Source organism: Actinomadura sp. NAK00032 (assembly GCF_013364275.1).
Taxonomy (GTDB): Bacteria; Actinomycetota; Actinomycetes; order Streptosporangiales; family Streptosporangiaceae; genus Spirillospora.
Map to the genome: position 1 here is coordinate 2,054,420 of NZ_CP054932.1, position 17,186 is coordinate 2,071,605.

Consider the following 17,186-nt stretch of genomic DNA (forward strand, 5'->3'; position numbering starts at 1 on the left):
CGGCTCAGCCCAGCGGGGGCACCACCGCTTCGATGAGGTGCGGGCCCGGTTCGGCGAGCGCCTTGCCGAACTGGGCCGCGAACTCCTCGGCCGTGTGCGCGCGCGACGCCGGGACGCCCATCCCGGACGCCAGCGCGACGAAGTCGAGCGCGGGCCGCGACAGGTCGACCATGTCGCGGGTGATGGTGCCCTCCTCGGGCGGGGCCGGGACGGCGCCGACCCGCGTCGTCTCCATCGACAGGATCGCGTAGGCGCCGTTGTTGAACACGACGGTCGTGACGTCGAGGCCCTCCCTGGCCTGCGTCCACAGCGCCGACAGCGTGTACATGGCGCTGCCGTCGGCCTCCAGGCAGACGACCGGGCGGTCCGGGCAGGCGATCGCGGCACCGGTCGCGACCGGCAGGCCCTGCCCGATCGCGCCGCCGGTCAGCGACAGCCAGTCGTGCGGCGGCGCGCCCGCCGTGGCGCCGGGCAGCCACAGCCCGGACGTGTTCGCCTCGTCCGACACGATCGCGCCCTCGGGCAGCAGCGCGCCGATGACGGCGGCGGCGGTCTCCCCGGTCAGCGCCCCGGACGGCAGCTCCGGCCGCACCGCGACCTGCACCGCCGGGTGCGCCTCCTTCGCGATCGCGTCGGCGAGCCCGGTGAGCGCGCCGGTCGCGTCGGCGCCGAGGTCGTGCACCTGGCAGCCGTCCGGCACCAGGTCGCCGGGAAGGTCCGGGTAGGCGAAGAACGTCACGGGACGACGCGCGCCCGCGAGCACGATGTGCCGGACGCCCGCCAGCTGCGCCGCCGCCATCTCGCCCAGGTAGGCGAGCCGCTCCACCGCCGTGACCCCGGCGCCGCGCTCCAGCCGCGCCGGGAACGTCTCGCACAGCACCCGCGCCCCGGTCGCCGCCGCGATGCGCCCGGCGGCCTCCAGCCCGTCGCGCCGGGCCGCGTCCCCGCCGATCAGCAGGACGCACGGCTCGCCGCCGGTCAGCGCGGCGGCGGCCCGCTCCAGCGTGCCGCCGGGCACCGGCTCCGGGGTCGGGGCGGGTGACGCGGCGGCCGTCGCGCCGCCGTCCGACCAGGCGACGTCGGACGGCACGATCAGCGTGGCGACGCCGCCCGCCCGCGCCGCCGTGACCGCCTCGGCCGCCGTCTTCCCGGCCTCCGCCGCGCTCACCGGACGACCCAGCCAGGCCGACACCGACCCGGCCACGGCCGCGATGTCGGACTGAAGCGGCGCGTCGTAGCGCTGGTGCCCGGTGGCGTGGTCGCCGATGATGTTGACGATCGGCGTTCCGGCCCGCCGCGCGTTGTGCAGGTTCGCCAGCCCGTTGCCGAGCCCCGGCCCGAGGTGCAGCAGGACGGCGGCGGGGGCGTCCGCCATCCGCCCGTACCCGTCGGCGGCGCCCGTCGCGACGCCCTCGAACAGGCACAGCACGCCCCGGGCGCGCGGCTCGGCGTCCAGCGCCGCGACGAGATGCAGCTCGGACGTGCCCGGATTCGCGAACCAGACGCCGACTCCGGCGTCCGCCAGCGTGCCCACCATGGCCTGCGCGCCGTTCATACGCCCCTCCAAGGCTCAGCCGAACAGGACACCGGGATTGAGTATCCCGTCCGGATCGAAGGATCTCTTGATCCGCCGCATCAGGTCCACCTTCGCAGGGTCCTCCAGGGCGCGGAAGTGGCGGATCTTCTCGCGGCCGATGCCGTGCTCCCCGCTGATCGTCCCGCCGAGGCCGGCGGCCGCCGCGAGCAGTTCGTCCATCACCCGCTCCAGGGCCTGCGCGTCCGGCTGGAAGACCGACAGGTGGACGTTGCCGTCGCCGGCGTGCCCGCAGCCGCCGATCAGCGCGCCGTGCCGCCCGGCGATGGCGGGGACGGCCTCGAAGAACCGGGCGAGGGCGGCGCGCGGCACGACGGCGTCCACGATCGCGTTGGCGCCGGCGTTCCGCGCCGCCCAGAACGCCTTCTCCCGTGCCGTGACCAGTTTCCGGAGGGGGTCGTCGCGCAGGACGTAGGCGTCGGCGGCGCCCAGTTCGGCCAGCTCCTCCCCGAGGGTCTGGACGTCCTCGGCCAGCCGCTCCGCCGAGCGGTTCTCCAGGATGACCAGCAGGTAGGCGCCGGCGGCCTCGCGGACCCGCTCCGGCACTCCGAGGTCCAGCCCGGCGTTCTGCGTGATCGCCGCCATCGCGATGACGTCGATGTACTCCAGGACGAGCGGGTCGAGGCCGCCGCCGGTCAGCCGGGGCACGGCCGCGGTGACCGGGTCGGTGCCGGGGAACGGCGCGAGCACCCCGGCGCGGTGCGGCAGCCGGGGCCGCAGCCGCAGCGTCACCTCCGTGACCAGGGCGAGGGTGCCCTCCGACCCCACGATGAGCTGCGTCAGGTCGTAGCCGGTGGACGTCTTCACGTACCGGCCGCCCGTCCGGATCACCTCGCCGGTGGGGAGCACCGCCTCCAGGCCGAGGACGTGGTGCCGGGTCACGCCCTCCTTCACCGCGTGCATGCCGCCCGCGTTCGTCGCGACCGTCCCGCCGATGCTGGCGCCGCCCTCGCCCGGGAAGACCGGGTAGACCAGGCCCTCGGCGGCGGTCGCCTCGTCGAGTTCGGCGAGGGTGACACCGGGCTGCACCACCGCGACCTGGCCGCCGGTGTCGATCTCCAGGACGCGGTTCATCCGTTCGAACGACACGACCAGGCCGCCGGGGCGCGGCACGGCGGCGCCGGACAGGCCCGTCCCCGAGCCGCGCGCGGTGACCGGGAGCCGGTGCGCGGTGGCGACCCGCAGCACCGCCGCGACCTGCGCGGCGTCCGCCGGCCGTACCAGCCAGTCGGGAGGCACCGGGGCGACGCCCAGCGACTCGTCCCGCCCGTAGTCCGCGGGCACCGCCTCGCCCGACAGGACGTGCTCCTCGCCGACGGCCTCGCTCAGCGCCGTCCGGACATCCGCCATGTTTCCCTCCCACCGGGAAAGGTTCCGGCGCTCACCTCGCGGAAACCTCGCGGCTGCCAGGTTGGCCGCGTGAACGCACTTGACGAAACGGTCGTACGGCTCGGCTCCGTGCGCAAGGCATTCGGTGAGGTCGCCGCGCTGGACGGGGTGGACCTGGAGATCCGCGCGGGCGAGTCCGTCGCGGTGATGGGGCCCTCCGGCAGCGGGAAGTCGACGCTGCTCAACATGGTCGCGGGCCTGGACCGCCCGACGTCCGGGACGGTGGAGGTGAACGGCGAGGACCTCACCGGGATGGGCGAGGCCGCGCTGGCGCGGTACCGCCGCCGCCGGATCGGGATGGTCTTCCAGTTCTTCAACCTGCTCGACGACCTCCCGGTGCTGGAGAACGTCGCGCTGTCCGGGCGGCTCGCGGGCGTCCCCGGCCGCAGGGCGCGGGCGCGGGCCGTGGAACTGCTGGACGAACTCGGCATCGCCGCCCGCCGCGACGCCTACCCGGCGGTGCTGAGCGGCGGCGAGCGGCAGCGCGTCGGCGTGGCGCGGGCGCTGATGAACCGGCCGGCGCTGTTGCTGGCGGACGAGCCGACCGGCGCCCTCGACAGCGGCACCGGCGAGCAGGTCGCCGGGCTCCTCCTCGACCTCAACCGGCGCGGCCAGACCCTGCTGCTGGTCACCCACGACGAGGCGCTCGCGACCCGGTGCGCGACCCGGCTGGTGGAGTTCCGGGACGGCCGGATCGTCCGCGAGGCCGCGCTGGAGAGGAGCGAGCCGTGGGCCGCCCGCTGAGCGCGGTGTGGGCGGCGTCGCGCGCCGGGGTGCGGCGGCGCCGGGTGCAGTCGGCCAGCGTCGCGGTCGTCGTCGCGCTGTCCACGGCGACGCTCGTGTTCGGGCTCGGCCTGCTCAGCGCGTCGAACTCGCTGTTCTCCGACGCGTTCGCGCAGGCGCGCGGCGCGCACGCGACCGTCACGTTCGACGCCGGCGCGGTGACCGCCGACCAGGCCGCGGCGACCGGGCGCGCGTCCGGGGTCACCGCCGCGGCGGGCCCGTTCCGCACGGCCGCGTTGCAGCCTGGGCCGGGGACGGGTCCGCGGCCCATCGGCGGCGACGGTCTCCTCGTCGCGGGCCGCGCCGACCCCGGCGGCCCGGTGGACAAGCTGATGATCACCTCCGGGCGGTGGGTCCGCGCCCCCGGAGAGATCGTCCTGCGGGGCTCGCCGGAGGGGCCCGTGAAACTGGGCGGCACCATCGCTCCGCCGGGGCTGCCGTCGCTCAAGGTCGTGGGCTTCGCCAGTTCGGTGACGGGCGGCGCGGACGGCTGGGTGACGCCCGCCCAGATCGGCGCCCTCCGCCCGGACGGGCTGCAGATGCTCTACCGGTTCGACCGGGCGGGCGACGCGGCCGAGATCCGGCAGAGCCTGGCCGCGGCGACGGCCGGGCTCGCGATGCGGGACCACGCGTCCTCCGTGGAGACCGAGAAGGCGTTCGAGGAGGACTTCAACGAGCTGATCCCGTTCATCACGGTCTTCGGGGCGCTCGCCATGGCCGTCGCGGTGTTCATCATCGGCAACGTGGTCAGCGGCGCGGTCGTCGCGGGGGTCCGGCGCATCGGCGTGCTGAAGGCGATCGGCTTCACCCCGGCGCAGGTCGTCGGCGTGTACCTCGGGATGATCGCGCCGCCGGCGCTGCTCGGCTGCGCGGCGGGCCTGGTCGCCGGGCACCTGCTCGCCGCGCGGGTCGCCGGGGACCTGGCCGCCGGGTTCGACCTGCCGTCCGCCGGCGGCACCGGCCTCGCGCTGGACGTCCTGGCGGGCGGCTGCGTGCTCGCGCTCGTCGCCCTGGCCGCGCTCGTCCCGGCGCTGCGGGCCGGGCGGCTCCCGGCGGCCCAGGCGATCAGCGCCGGGACGGTGTCGCGCGGCGGCCGGGGCCGGCGGGCGCAGAAGTGGCTGGCCCGCACCCGGCTGCCCGTCCCGGTCGGGCTCGGGCTGAGCCTGCCCGTCGCCCGGCCCGCCAGGTCGGCGCTCACCCTCGCGGGCCTGTGCCTCGGCGTGACCGCCGTGACGATGGGGTTCGGCCTCCACCAGACGGTCTCGATGATCCTCACGGCGGACACCGAGGGGCACACGTCCGTCAATGTCGGCATCGACCCGCACCGCCAGGGCTCGGTGAACCTGTCCGAGGAGCGGGTGACGGCACTGCTGAAGGCGCAGCCGGGCACCGCGCACGTGATGTCGTTCCGTCCGCAGCCCGTGCGGGTCGACGGGCTCCCGTCGGGGCTGGTCGCCGAGACCTACAGCGGCGACTACCGCCCGTTCCTCGGCGACAGCATCGTCCGCGGGCGCTGGTTCAGCGGACGCGGCGAGCTGGTGGTGACGGAGGCGTTCCTGCGGCTCCACGACATGGACGTGGGCGACACCCTCACCCTCCAGGCGGACGGGACGAAGGCCGCCGTGCGCATCGTCGGCTCCTTCGCGCACTCCGACACCACCCGGCTGATGCTCGACGCCGCGACCTTCCCGGGCGTGCAGAAGGGGCCCGAGCCGCAGCCGTTCGCGGTCATCGTGAAACCGGGGACGGACCCGGCCGCCTACGCCGAGCGCATCAACACGGTCGGCGGCGCGGCGGGGCTGTTCGCCGAGCCCACCGAACCCGACCTCGGCGGACGCGTGGTCTTCGACGGCCTGTTCGTCCTGTTCTCGCTGATCATCTGCACGGCGGCGGCACTCGGCGTCCTCAACAGCGTGCTGCTGAACGCGCGGGAGCGGAGCCGGGACCTTGGGGTCCTGAAGGCCGTCGGGATGGCGCCGCGTCAGGTCGTCCTCATGATGGTGACGTCGATGGCCGCGCTGGGGGTCGTCGCGGGCGCGCTCGGCGCCCCGCTGGGCGTCCTGGCGCACCACGGTGTCGTCATGCTCACCGGCGAGATGCTCAGCAGCGGGATGGCGGCGGCGTGGATCCACGTCTACGGCTGGACGCTGCTGCTGCCGCCGGCCTGTGCCGGGGTGCTCGTCGCCGTCCTCGGCGCGTGGGCGCCCGCCGGGCGGGCCGCCGCGACCCGCACCGCCGCCGTGCTGCGCAGCGAGTGATGCCGGGCAGCGAGTGATCAGGTGAAGGCCACGGCCACGGTCAGCCCGCCGTCCGGGGCGGCCGTGGCCGTCACCGTCCCGCCGTGGGCCTGGACGATGGCCGCGACGATCGACAGCCCGAGCCCGGCGCCGCCGTCCGACCCCGTCCGCTCGCCGGCCAGCCGCCGGAACGGCTCGAACAGCCCGTCCACCTCGTCCGGCGGGACGACGGGCCCGGTGTTAGCGACGGTCAGCTCGCCCTCGCGCAGCGCCACCCGGACGCTCCCGCCGCGATGGTTGTGGCGGATCGCGTTCTGCACCAGGTTGGCGACCATGCGGGCGAGCAGCACCTCGTCCCCGGCGACGGTGGCGGGCCGCGTGTCGGCGGTGACGCCGACCCCGGCCCGCTCGGCGGACGCGAGGTTCTCCCCGACGACCTGCCCGACGACCGCCGCCAGGTCGACCGGGTCGCGGCGGTCGAGCCCCCGCTCGCCCTGCGCCAGGACGAGCAGCCCCTCGATCAGCCGTTCCGACCGCCGCGTGTTGCGCAGCATCTCATCGCGGACCACGGCGAGCCGCTCCGGCGACGGGTCGGCCAGCCCCACCTCGATCGCGGTCCGCTGGACGGCGAGCGGCGTGCGCAGCTCGTGCGAGACGTTGGCGACGAACCGCCGCTGGCTGTCGGCCGCCCGCTCCAGCCGGTCGAGCATCGCGTCGAAGGTGTCGGCGAGCTGCCGCAGCTCGTCGCGCGGGCCGTCCAGCGCGATCCGCTCGTGCAGGGTGGACAGCGACAGCCGGCGCGCGGTGCCGGTGATGCGGTGCAGCGGCCGCAGCAGCCGCCCGGTGAGCCACCACGACACCGCGAACGCCAGCACGACGATCACCGCGAAGGCGGTCAGGATGACCAGCTGCTGCGACCCGATCAGGCTCTCCTGGAACTGCTCGGGCCCGATGATCCGCTTCCGGCCGTCGGCCGGCCCGCGCACGGCGCCGGACGCGATCGGGTCGGCCGGGAACGGGACGTCCTGCACCCGGTCGTTCACGATCCTCGTCTGGATCCACAGCGCCGTGCCCAGCACGCCCAGCGTGATGACGGTGAAGAGCCCGCCGTAGAGGAGCGTCATCCGCGCCCGGACCGTCATCGGCCGCACAGCCGGTACCCGCTTCCCGGCACGGTGACGATGACGGGCGGCCCGCCGAGCTTGGCGCGCAGCTTGCTCATCGTCACCTTCACCACCGTCGTGAACGGGTCGGTGTGCTCGTCCCAGGCCCGCTCCAGCAGCGCCTCCGTGCTGACGACCGTGCCGCGCGCCTGCATCAGCACCTCCAGCACCGCGTACTCCTTGCGGGACAGCGGCACGGGACGCCCGTCCCGGAACACCTCCCGGCGCGCCGTGTCGAGCGTGATGCCCGCGTGCTCCAGGACCGGCGGCAGCGGCGGGGCGCTGCGCCGCGCCAGCGCCTGGATCCGCGCCACCAGCTCGTCGAACGCGAACGGCTTGGCCAGGTAGTCGTCGGCCCCGAGGTTCAGCCCGTCGACCCGCTCGTGCACCGCGCCCGACGCCGTCAGCATCAGGATGCGGACGGCCGCGCCCCGCTGCGCCAGCTCCCGGCAGATCTCGTCGCCGTGCACGCGCGGCAGGTCGCGGTCGAGGACGAGCACGTCGTAGTCGTTGACCGCGAGCCGCTCCAGCGCCCCGTCCCCGTCGTAGGCGACGTCGACGGCCATCGCTCGCTTCCGCAGCCCCTCGGCGACCAGATCGGCCAGGAACCGCTCGTCCTCGGCCACGAGAATCCGCATCGTCCCATTCCCGCAGACCCCCGATAAGGCCGCGGTTAACGTCCGGATGTGCCGGACGTCAGCGAGACGAGGAGGTCGTTGAGGCGGCCGACGAACGCGCCCGGCTCCTCGATGCGGGCGCCGCAGGTGAGGACGGCCTGGTCGAACAGGAGGTGCGCCCAGTCGGCCAGGCGCGGGTCGTCCTGCCCGCCGTTGAGCCGCTCGACCAGCGGGTGCCGCGGGTTGACCTCCAGGACCGGGCGGCTCGGCAGGCCCGACCCCCGCATCCGCTGCGCGAGCGTGAAGTCGTTCTCCGGGCCGTCCGCGACGATGCAGGCGGGGGAGGTGGTGAGGCGGCTGGTCACGCGGACGTCCACGGCCCGGCCGTCCAGGTGCTCCTTGAGCTTGCCGAGGAGGCCGGCGAAGTCGGCGCCGGCCTGCTCGGCGGCCTCCTTGTCGGCGTCGTCCTCCAGGCCGCCGAAGTCGGTCGCGCCCTGCGCGACCGACTGCAGCCGCTTCCCGTCGAACTCCGGCAGGGCGTTGACGACGAAGGGGTCGACGGCGTCGTCCAGCAGCAGCACCTCGATGCCCTTCTCCCGGAACGCCTCCAGGTGCGGGCTGGACGCGGCGTCCGACAGGCCGGGCGCGAGCAGGTAGTAGATCTTGTCCTGCCCGTCCTTCATGCGGGACGTGTAGTCGGCGAGCGAGACGCCGGTACCGCTCGTGGTGTCGAACCGCAGGAGCGCCGCGATGTCGTCGCGGTGGGCGGGGTCCTCGGGGATGCCCTCCTTCAGGGTGGCGCCGAACTCCTTCCAGAAGGCCGCGTACTTCTCCGGCTCGCCGCCGGCCATGTCCTTGAGCAGCCGGAGCACCCGCTTGACCGCGCTCGACCGGATGTGGTCCATGGCCTGGCCGCCCTGGAGGATCTCCCGGGAGACGTTCAGCGGCAGGTCGGCGGAGTCGATGACACCGCGCACGAACCGCAGGTACCGCGGCATCAGCCGGTCGGTGTCCTCCAGGATGAACACGCGCTGCACGTGGAGCCGCACGCCCTGGATCGCCTGCGCGAGCCACAGGTCGTAGGGGGCCTGCGACGGGACGAACAGCAGCAGCGTGTACTCGAACCGCCCCTCCACCTTCGCGTGCACGTACGCGAGCGGGTCGGCGAAATCGTTCGTGAGCTGCCGGTAGAAGTCGTTGTAGTCCTGCTGCTTGAGCTCGCTTTTAGGACGCGCCCACAGCGCCGTGGCCTGGTTGACCGGGATGTCGTCGTCGCCCAGCAGGATCGGGCGGCCGATGTGGTCGGAGTACCGCTTGATGATCGAACGCAGCCGGTAGTCGTTGAGCAGCTCGTCCTCGCCCTCGCGCAGGTGCAGGACGATCGTCGTGCCGCGCTCGGCGCGCTCCACGGCCTCCAGCGTGTACCCGGCCTTGCCCTCCGACGACCAGCGCACGCCCTCCGCCGCCGGCAGCCCGGCGCGCCGGGTCGTCAGCGTCACCCGGTCCGCGACGACGAACGCGGCGTAGAAGCCGACGCCGAACTGCCCGATCAGCGCCGTGTCGCCGCGCCCGTCTCCGCTGCGCGCCCGGAGGAACTCCGCGGTGCCGGACCGGGCGATCGTGCCGATGTTGTCGATGACCTCCTGCCGGCTCATCCCGATGCCGTCGTCGGCGACGGTGATCGTGCGGGCGTCCTTGTCGAAGGAGACCCGGATCCGCGGCTCCCCGGCCGGTTCCGACCCGTCCGCCTCCGTCTCGGCGGTCTCCGGATGGGCGTACCGCTCGATCCGGAACCGGTCGATCGCGTCGGACGCGTTGGAGATCAGCTCGCGCAGGAATATCTCCTTGTCGCTGTACAGCGAATTGGCCATCAGATCGAGGATCTGGGCCGCCTCGGCCTGGAAGCCGAATGTCTCCTCCGCCGGCAAGGTCACCGTTTCCCTCCTGGTCAGCGCCTTTCAGACAACCCATCAGAATAGAAATCCCGCCCGACCCGGTCAACCATTCCGCAGGGAGATGTGCGGGGCGAGTGCGCGGAGGAAGTCGGCGGCGTCGAACATCTCCCCGGCGGAGGCGACGCCGGTGGTGCGGGTCCGTCCGGTGAGGACGCGGTCGACCGCCTCCACCGCCAGCGGCGCGGTGACGGCGTAGATGTCGCGTCCGGTCGCCACGGCGCGCCGCTCGCGGCCGCCGGAGCGCACGACCACGTCGACGAGGAACGTCTGCGCGGACCGCCCGTCCTCGTCGGCCGCGACGGGGGCCGGGGTGTCGGGGTTCGCCATGTCCCGGGCCGCCTCGACCGTCATGTAGGTGGTCACCTCGGGGATCGGCAGGTGGCTGGGGACGGTCACGACGTCGGCCATCGTGAACTCCCCGATGACGTCCCGGGGCCCCATCGGGGCGGGGAACGCCCACTCCAGCGCCGGCGGGTCGTCGCGGCGGTACTCCAGCCGCCCGTTCGCGTACCGGACGCGCCGGCCGTCCCGCCGCGCGTGCGAGACCGCGCCCGCCGCGCGCGTCCCGGCGGTCGGGTGCCAGCCGCTCAGCCCGTAGGCGACGTGCGCCTCGTCGGCCGCCGTCCAGTCGCCCATGGCGGCGGTGGCCAGCAGGTCCCCGAGGCCGCCGTAGAAGGCCATCGCGGGGACGACCACGGCTCCGGCATCGCGGGCGCGCCCGGCGAAACGGGCGAACGTGTCGGCGTTGGCCTCGATCTCGGCCGCGACGTCCACATACGGGATCCCGGCGCGCAGGGCCGCCTCGATCACCGGCGCGGCCGTCACGGCGAACGGGCCGGCGCAGTTGACCACGGCCGCCACGCCGGTGAGCGCGCGGTCGAGCGCGGCCGGGTCGTCCACCGGCGCGGGACGGGCCTCCAGCCCGGTCTCGGCCGCCGCCTTCTCCAGCTTGCCGGCGTCGCGGCCGGACAGGACCGGGACGAACCCGCGCTCCCGCAGCTCCGCCACCACGAACCGCCCGGTGTGCCCGTAAGCGCCGTACACCGCCACCAGCTGCCCCGATCCCATGGGGTCTCCTTCGTCCTCGGCCTGTCTGCCGGGACCATCCTGGCGAGGACGGTCATCCCACCGCGAGTGTCTGGAACGCCATGACCCGTACAATTCCGGACATGAGATCGGTAGCGCTGGCCGTCACCGACGGCATGTTGCACTTCGAGCTGTCGCTGGCGCACGAGGTGTTCGCCGCCGCCCCGGCCGGCGTCACGGTCCCCTGGTACGACCTGACCGTCTGCGGCTCCGGCGCCGTACGGGTCGGACGGTTCCTCCTGGAGCCCGACCACGGCCTCGACCGGCTCCGGCACGCGGACACCGTGATCGTCCCGGGCTGGGCGGACACCGACGTCGAGCCGCCCGCCGACCTCGTCGACGCGGTGCGCGCGGCGCACGAGGCGGGCGCGCGCGTCGCCTCGCTCTGCACGGGCGCGTTCGTGCTGGCCGCCGCCGGACTGCTGGACGGCAGGCTCGCGACCACCCACTGGGCGCACACCGCCGACCTCGCCGCCCGCCACCCCCGGGTGGACGTGGACCCGGACGTCCTCTACGTCGACAACGGCACCGTGCTCACCTCGGCGGGCAAGGCCGCCGCGATGGACCTGTGCCTGCACCTCGTCCGCCTCGACCACGGCTCGGCGATCGCCAACGCGGTCGCCCGCCGCCTGGTCGTCCCGCCGCACCGCGACGGCGGCCAGGCCCAGTTCGTCACCACCCCGGTGCCCGCGCCGGACGGCCACCCGCTCGCCGCCCTGTTCCCCTGGGCGCTCGAACGCCTCGACCAGCCGCTCACCGTCGAGGACCTGGCCCGCCAGGCGCGGATGAGCGCCCGCCACCTGACCCGCCACTTCCGCGCGGTCACCGGCACCACGCCGCTGCAATGGCTGCTCACCCAGCGGATCCGGCACGCCCAGGAGCTGCTGGAGACCACCGACGACGGCATCGACGCCATCGCCGCGTCCACCGGCATGGGCACCGCCACCACCCTGCGCCGCAACTTCAACCGCACGGTCGGCGTCCCGCCGGACGCCTACCGCCGCACCTTCCGCGCACGGACCGGGGGCCTCACGCCCGCGACGTGAGACCCCGCCGTCCCGCCCGGTCAGGCGAAGCCGCGCTCCGCGTACGGGGTCGCGCCGCTGAGGCTCTCGCCGTCGAACGTCACCGTGGGCATGGCCAGCTCCATCGGCAGGGAGGCCTCCAGGTCGAACGCGTCGGGCGCGTGCAGGTCCGCCACGAACGCGTCGATCTTCGCCTCCGTCACCGACGACATCAGGAAGATGTGCGCGAGATGGCGCGGGTCCCGGTCGGCGGGCCGCATCCGCATGGTCACGGTCGACAGCGACCACTTGGCCACCAGCGCCGCGTTCGGGCGCCGGAACCGCACCGTGATCGCCAGCGGCGTCCGGGCGATCCAGAGGCCGCCGGGCCCGAACTGGTGCTCCAGCCGGTGCTCCAGCCGCGTGAGCTTCTCGACCAGGTAGGACGCCAGCCGCTGCGCGTGCATGCTGAGCGCGATCTGCCGGTCGTCGGGGTGCTGGGCGATGTGGTCCCACAGCACGATGGGGGACAGGCCGTTGCGCGACCCGGCGAACGTGGTGTCCAGCGACCCGATGTACTCCGGGTTGTCCGGCGGCTGCATCTGGTACTTGATCTTGGTCATCAGCGCCCCGCACGGCCACGGCACGCCCATCCACTTGTGCCCGCTGACCACGATGGACGACACCATGTCCACCGCCTCGTTCGTGCCGGGGACCGTGGACGTCAGCCCGAAGTCGAACTCGGGGACGGGCACCTCCGGCTCGTACTCGTAGCGCGGATCGTGCGCGGCCTTGGCCAGGAACGGGACGTACGCCGCGCCCAGGGCCCCGTCCACATGGATCCAGAACCCGCGCCGGACGTCGTGGTCGTCCTGCCCGTAGGGGACCCGGCGCTTCAGCAGCCCGTACTCGGCGAAGATCGGCAGCAGCCTGTCGCAGACGGCCCGCACGTCGTCGTAGGCGCCCTTGAACGTGCTGCCGAAGTTCAGGCTGACGATGCACGGATGGCCCTTGGACGCGAAGAACCGGACGAGCTTCGCCAGCTTCTCGACGTCCACCGAACCGGGCCCGAACGACGGGAACCGCTCGTCGGGCTTCCCGCCGGACGGCAGCGCGGACGGCACCTCGTCCGGCCAGGCGCCGCCGAGCGGGCAGTCGTCCGGGTACTTCGCGCGCCCCATCTCGCTGAACGTCGGCAGGTCCAGCACCCGGACGGCCTTGGCGAACGAGTAGTGCGTGTCCTCCGAGTAGAAGATCACCGGCGAGTACGCGTTCGGGTTCTCCGGTGCCTCGGACGGCGCCGTGTACCGCACCGCGGTCTGCTTGCCGGCGCCCTCGTCCTCACCGAGCAGCCGCTTGCCGGCGAGGTAGTCGCGGGCGTTCCACAGGGCGTACATGTTGCCCTCGGTGGAGCCCATGCTGAGGACGTATCCCCAGCACGAGTCCTTGTCGCGCGGGTCGTAGGGCTTGCCGTGCCACAGCCGCGCGAGGTACGACAGCACCGCCTGCTCGACGACCTTGGAGTTGACCTTGTAGCCGCTGTCCTGGAACGGGTCGCCGATGTTGTTGATGTGGCTGGTGAGGAACTGCCCGATGTCCCGCTGGTAGGCGTCCATGTCCTCGGTGACCTGGTAGCCGAGCATCCGGTCGCGGCGGTCCGCGAGGTAGGCGGCGAGGCGGCGCAGCACCGTGTCCCGCCGGTCCGGCGGCACCCCGCGCCCGTCCAGGACGAAGTCACTCGGATCGGGCGCGAACGGCGGCGGCGCCCCCCACACCTGCTGGCCGGGCCTGGCACCGTCCTGCCAGGCGCGCTCGGTGTACTCGACGGCCTGCCGGCCCATGGTCTGCGTCATGCGGGTCCTCCCGGACGTTCGGCGTCGGAGCGTGACCGCCCGGGACTCAGGCTTTCCCGCCGCCGCGCCGCCCGGCCAGCCCCGGACCACGATCATTGGCCCCGCCGAATCGCAGAATCTCCACCGCGTTGACCCAGCTCAGAGGGCATTTGCCGGGAGAAGTGCGCCCCTTGCCCCCTCCTCAGGCGAACGCGCCGACGCCCTCGTACTCGGCACGCAGCGCACGTCCGGCGGCCTCGTATTCGAGCAGCAGCAGCCCCTTGGCGGTCGCCTCATGCCGGACGAGCCGCAACCCGGCCAGCGCCCCCGCCCCACTGACCAGCCGCCGCCCGGCCCGCAACACGGTGGGCGCGACGACAAGCCGCAACGTGTCGACCAGCCCGGCCTCCAGAAGAGCGTCCGCAAGACGACCGCTCCCGTGCACCTGCAGCTCCCGCCCAGGCCGCGCCTTGAGCTCCCCGACCGCCTGGACGCTCTTGAGCACCACCGCCGGTTGCCAGCTCCCCTCGACCAGCGTGTTCGAGACGACGTACTTCGGCAGCGCGTTCATCCGCTCGGCGAACGGGTCGTCCGGGTCGGTGATCCGCGGCCAGTCCCGCGCGAACGCCTCGTAGGTGCGCCGCCCGAGGAGCAGCCCGTCCGCGAGATCGAGCCAGCCGGACACGCGCTGCACGAACGTCCCGTCCATGTGCGGGACGAGCCACCCGCCCTGGGTGAACCCGCCGCTGGTGTCCTCATCCGGCGACCCGGGCCCCTGGTAGACCCCGTCGAGCGTGACGAACTCGGTGACGGTGACCTTCACGACCCCTCCACCAGTGCGGCGAGCTGCCCGGCGACCGTCCCCCACCCGTCGGCGAAGCCGAGCTTGTCGTGCCGTGCCCGGGCGTCGGGGTCCCCGTGCCGGACGAGCATCCGGTAATCCGTCCCGTCCGGATGGTCGTCCAGCGTGATCGTCGCCGTCATCGCGACCGGCGCGGGCCGCGCGGGCCGCCACGTGCTGTCGATCGCATTGGTGAACACGATCCGCCGCCGCTCCTCGACATCGAGGAAGCAGGCATCAAGATGCGGCCCGAACTCGCCCCCGTCGCTCAACCGGGTGACGAACGCCCCGCCGGCCCGCAGCTCAAGCCGCTCCACCCGGCACCGGCTGGGAGCGGGAACCCACCACTGCGCAAGCCGCGCGGGATCCGTCCACGCGTCCCACACAACCGCGCGCGGCGCCCGGATGACCCGCTCCAACACAAGATCAAGGTCAGGGTTCATTGGTCTCCTCCACATCGGTGACGAACTGTTCGAGGCGGTCGGTGCGCTCCTCCCAGACCCGGCGCTGCTCCGCGAGCCACTCGTCCAGCAGGACGAGCCGCTCCCGGTTGAGCGTGCACGTGCGCACCCGCCCGGCCTTGGCCGTCCGGATGAGCCCGCTCGCTTCGAGCGTCCGCACATGCTTCATGAACGAGGGCAACGTCATCGGAAACTCGCTCGCGAGATCCCCGACACTCACCGGCCCACCCCCGAGCCGCCGCACGACAGCCCGCCGCGTCGGATCAGCGAGCGCCACGAACACCCCGTCCAGCTCCGCCGAATACTGTGCCATGAAGCTAAGTATTACCAGCCCCCAACACTTAGCGCAAGGGCTAACCATTGAGGACCTCGGGTTGTGCGAGGTTCAGGGGTGCGGTCGGGCCCGTCGTGGCGGTTCGGGATTCCGAGGACCCGGGCGGGCCGCTGCCGGCCGTCGGGCGTGCGGCTCAGCCCGTGGGGGTCAGGCACAGGGTGTTCGAGCGGCTGTCCACTCTGCGTTCCAAGTCGATGGGGCAGTACGCGGAGAACGGGTACTGCCGGACGACGCGGAAGCTGTTCCGCCGGATCGCCGACTGCCAGCAGGGATGCTCTCCCACGGAGGAGGTGCTGTCGGCGACCGGCCCGTCGGCGTGGATGCAGTCGCCCACCTCGATGCCGTCTCCCACGTCGAGCAGCGTCATGTAGCCGACGACGAGAAGCCCCGGCAGCAGGACGGCCCCCAGGGCGACCGTCCATCGTCTGCGGCGGCGCAAGCGCTGGAGCGGCCGCCACTTGCCGGACGTGGTCCGATGCGTGCGGCCCCTCAGCCGGGTGTCCATCAGGGGTGCGACGGGTGGGCGTTCGGGGGCCCTCTCCTCCACCGCGTCCTCGGCGGTGGGCGGGGCGCCGGTCAGGGTGAGGGCTTCGGCGGCGGTCGGGCGGGTGTCCGGGTCCTTGTCGAGAAGCCTGCCGATGAGGTGGGAGAGGCCGCCGGCGTGCTGGAGCGGCGGCGGCTCGTCGTGCAGGAGGGCCGTGACGACCTCCGCCGGTGTATCGCGCCGGAACGGCGACACGCCCTCGACGCACCGGTACAGGGTGACCCCGAGTGAGAACAGGTCCCCGGCCGGGCCGTTGTTCTTGCCGCGCAGCCGTTCGGGCGCGAGGTACTCCAGCGAGCCGATGATCGCGCCGGTCGCGGTCATCGCCGTGTCGGCCTGGTGGACGGCGATGCCGAAGTCCGCGAGGAGCACCTCTCCGGCCTCGGTCAGCATCACGTTCGCGGGCTTGATGTCGCGGTGCACCACCCCGGCCGCGTGCGCCGCGTCCAGGGCCTTCAGCAGCGCCTTCGCGATCCTCGCGGTCTCGCCGGCGGGGACGCGGCCGTCCTGCTTGAGCCGGTCCTCCAGGGAGTGCCCGTTGACGAGGCGCATGACGATCCACGGCACCTCGTCCCTGATGACCACATCGTGGACGGGGATGACGCCGGGCTGGTCGCGCAGCCGGGCCGCGTTGCGCGCCTCCCGCCTCGCGCGGGCCAGGAACTGCGACCGCTCCGCGTCCGACGCCGTCGGCGGCAGCCGCACCTCCTTGATGGCGACGTCCACGCCGAGCGTCTCGTCATGGGCCTTCCACACCCGCCCGAACCCGCCCGCTCCCAGCTCTTCCACGAGCCGGTACCGCCCGCCGATCCGCTCCGGGCCGCCGCCGTCCGCCACGCGTCCCTCGCTATTCAACTCCTGGCCGATGAGGCTTCATTATGGCCTCGAATTGATCAATGCGGGGGAAGTCCCGAGGGGTGGTGCTCGGCGGTGACGGCCTGCACCGGACGGGTCAGCCGGCGGCGCAGGTGATGCAGGTGCGGGCGGCGGGGCGGGCGGCCAGGCGGTCCGCTCCGATTGGGCCGCCGCAGCGCTCGCAGGCGCCGTAGGTGCCGTCGCGGACCCGCTCCAGCGCGCTCTCGATGTCGGCCAGCTGCGCCTCTGCCCTGCTCAGGGACGACTCGATTCGGGAGCGCTCGAAGGCGATGGTGGCGCCCTCCGGATCGTGCTCGTCGTCCACCCCGGTCTGCGCGGACGCCTCGACGACGCCGTCCCAGTCGACGCGCAGCGACGCCATGAGCTTCAGGAGCGCGTCGCGATCCGCGATCAGCCGTTCTTCCGCCGTGGTCATCCCTCCTCAACGCCCGCCGCGCCGCGCCCCATTCCGGACGGCGGTGGACCGGCCC

The 17,186-nt window shown here is 73.6% G+C and carries 15 protein-coding genes; 3 read left to right on the forward strand and 12 right to left on the reverse strand.

Annotated elements, in window-relative coordinates; translation table 11 throughout:
* Positions 1 to 4 precede the first annotated feature (4 nt).
* Together HUT06_RS09570 and HUT06_RS09575 are read right to left on the reverse strand one after the other, a co-directional pair.
* A complete protein-coding gene (locus tag HUT06_RS09570) occupies positions 5 to 1,555 on the reverse strand; it encodes an acetolactate synthase large subunit (protein WP_176195389.1) in 1,551 nt (516 codons plus the stop codon).
* 15 nt (positions 1,556 to 1,570) lie between these two features.
* The gene (locus tag HUT06_RS09575) at positions 1,571 to 2,944 is read right to left on the reverse strand and encodes an FAD-binding oxidoreductase (RefSeq protein WP_176195390.1); all 1,374 of its coding nucleotides are present in this window, start codon (positions 2,942 to 2,944) and stop codon (positions 1,571 to 1,573) included.
* 69 nt (positions 2,945 to 3,013) lie between these two features.
* On the opposite strand from HUT06_RS09575, the gene HUT06_RS09580 reads away from it, so the two are divergent.
* Complete coding sequence (locus HUT06_RS09580) at positions 3,014 to 3,727, forward strand: ABC transporter ATP-binding protein (protein ID WP_176195391.1); 714 nt, start codon at positions 3,014 to 3,016, stop codon at positions 3,725 to 3,727.
* Positions 3,712 to 6,024 carry an FtsX-like permease family protein gene (locus HUT06_RS09585; protein ID WP_176195392.1) on the forward strand — a complete coding sequence of 771 codons (2,313 nt, stop codon included), beginning with the start codon at positions 3,712 to 3,714 and terminating at the stop codon, positions 6,022 to 6,024. Before HUT06_RS09580 ends, HUT06_RS09585 begins: the two co-directional genes overlap by 16 nt.
* Before the next feature lie 17 nt (positions 6,025 to 6,041).
* Here HUT06_RS09585 and HUT06_RS09590 read toward each other — a convergent pair whose 3' ends face one another.
* The 4 genes from HUT06_RS09590 to HUT06_RS09605 all read right to left on the reverse strand — a co-directional run bounded on the left by HUT06_RS09590 (position 6,042) and on the right by HUT06_RS09605 (position 10,806).
* The gene (locus HUT06_RS09590) at positions 6,042 to 7,145 is read right to left on the reverse strand and encodes a cell wall metabolism sensor histidine kinase WalK (protein WP_176195393.1); all 1,104 of its coding nucleotides are present in this window, start codon (positions 7,143 to 7,145) and stop codon (positions 6,042 to 6,044) included.
* Entirely contained in the window at positions 7,142 to 7,804 is a 663-nt protein-coding gene (locus HUT06_RS09595) for a response regulator transcription factor (protein WP_176195394.1), read from the reverse strand. Before HUT06_RS09595 ends, HUT06_RS09590 begins: the two co-directional genes overlap by 4 nt.
* A gap of 35 nt (positions 7,805 to 7,839) precedes the next feature.
* Complete coding sequence (gene htpG, locus HUT06_RS09600) at positions 7,840 to 9,717, reverse strand: molecular chaperone HtpG (protein WP_176195395.1); 1,878 nt, start codon at positions 9,715 to 9,717, stop codon at positions 7,840 to 7,842.
* A gap of 63 nt (positions 9,718 to 9,780) precedes the next feature.
* Positions 9,781 to 10,806, reverse strand: a complete 1,026-nt coding sequence (locus tag HUT06_RS09605) for a trans-acting enoyl reductase family protein (RefSeq protein WP_176195396.1) — start codon at positions 10,804 to 10,806, stop codon at positions 9,781 to 9,783.
* Between the two features lie 101 nt (positions 10,807 to 10,907).
* On the opposite strand from HUT06_RS09605, the gene HUT06_RS09610 reads away from it, so the two are divergent.
* Complete coding sequence (locus HUT06_RS09610) at positions 10,908 to 11,870, forward strand: helix-turn-helix domain-containing protein (protein WP_176195397.1); 963 nt, start codon at positions 10,908 to 10,910, stop codon at positions 11,868 to 11,870.
* A 20-nt stretch (positions 11,871 to 11,890) separates the two neighbouring features.
* On the opposite strand, the gene HUT06_RS09615 is transcribed toward HUT06_RS09610, so the two are convergent.
* The 6 genes from HUT06_RS09615 to HUT06_RS09640 form a co-directional block, all read right to left on the reverse strand.
* Positions 11,891 to 13,681 carry a histidine decarboxylase gene (locus HUT06_RS09615; protein WP_176195398.1) on the reverse strand — a complete coding sequence of 597 codons (1,791 nt, stop codon included), beginning with the start codon at positions 13,679 to 13,681 and terminating at the stop codon, positions 11,891 to 11,893.
* Between the two features lie 181 nt (positions 13,682 to 13,862).
* Positions 13,863 to 14,483, reverse strand: coding sequence for a dihydrofolate reductase family protein (locus tag HUT06_RS09620; protein WP_176195399.1), 621 nt, complete (start codon positions 14,481 to 14,483; stop codon positions 13,863 to 13,865).
* On the reverse strand, positions 14,480 to 14,959 hold the full coding sequence (locus HUT06_RS09625) for an SRPBCC domain-containing protein (RefSeq protein ID WP_368406964.1): 480 nt from the start codon (positions 14,957 to 14,959) through the stop codon (positions 14,480 to 14,482). The genes HUT06_RS09620 and HUT06_RS09625 overlap by 4 nt, the downstream gene beginning before the upstream one ends.
* Positions 14,934 to 15,275: a helix-turn-helix transcriptional regulator gene (locus tag HUT06_RS09630; RefSeq protein ID WP_176195401.1), complete on the reverse strand. Its 342-nt coding sequence runs from the start codon at positions 15,273 to 15,275 to the stop codon at positions 14,934 to 14,936. The genes HUT06_RS09625 and HUT06_RS09630 overlap by 26 nt, the downstream gene beginning before the upstream one ends.
* A 154-nt stretch (positions 15,276 to 15,429) precedes the next feature.
* On the reverse strand, positions 15,430 to 16,677 hold the full coding sequence (locus HUT06_RS09635) for a serine/threonine-protein kinase (protein ID WP_176195402.1): 1,248 nt from the start codon (positions 16,675 to 16,677) through the stop codon (positions 15,430 to 15,432).
* A 115-nt stretch (positions 16,678 to 16,792) separates the two neighbouring features.
* A complete protein-coding gene (locus HUT06_RS09640) occupies positions 16,793 to 17,131 on the reverse strand; it encodes a TraR/DksA C4-type zinc finger protein (RefSeq protein ID WP_176195403.1) in 339 nt (112 codons plus the stop codon).
* Positions 17,132 to 17,186: the final 55 nt, after the last annotated feature.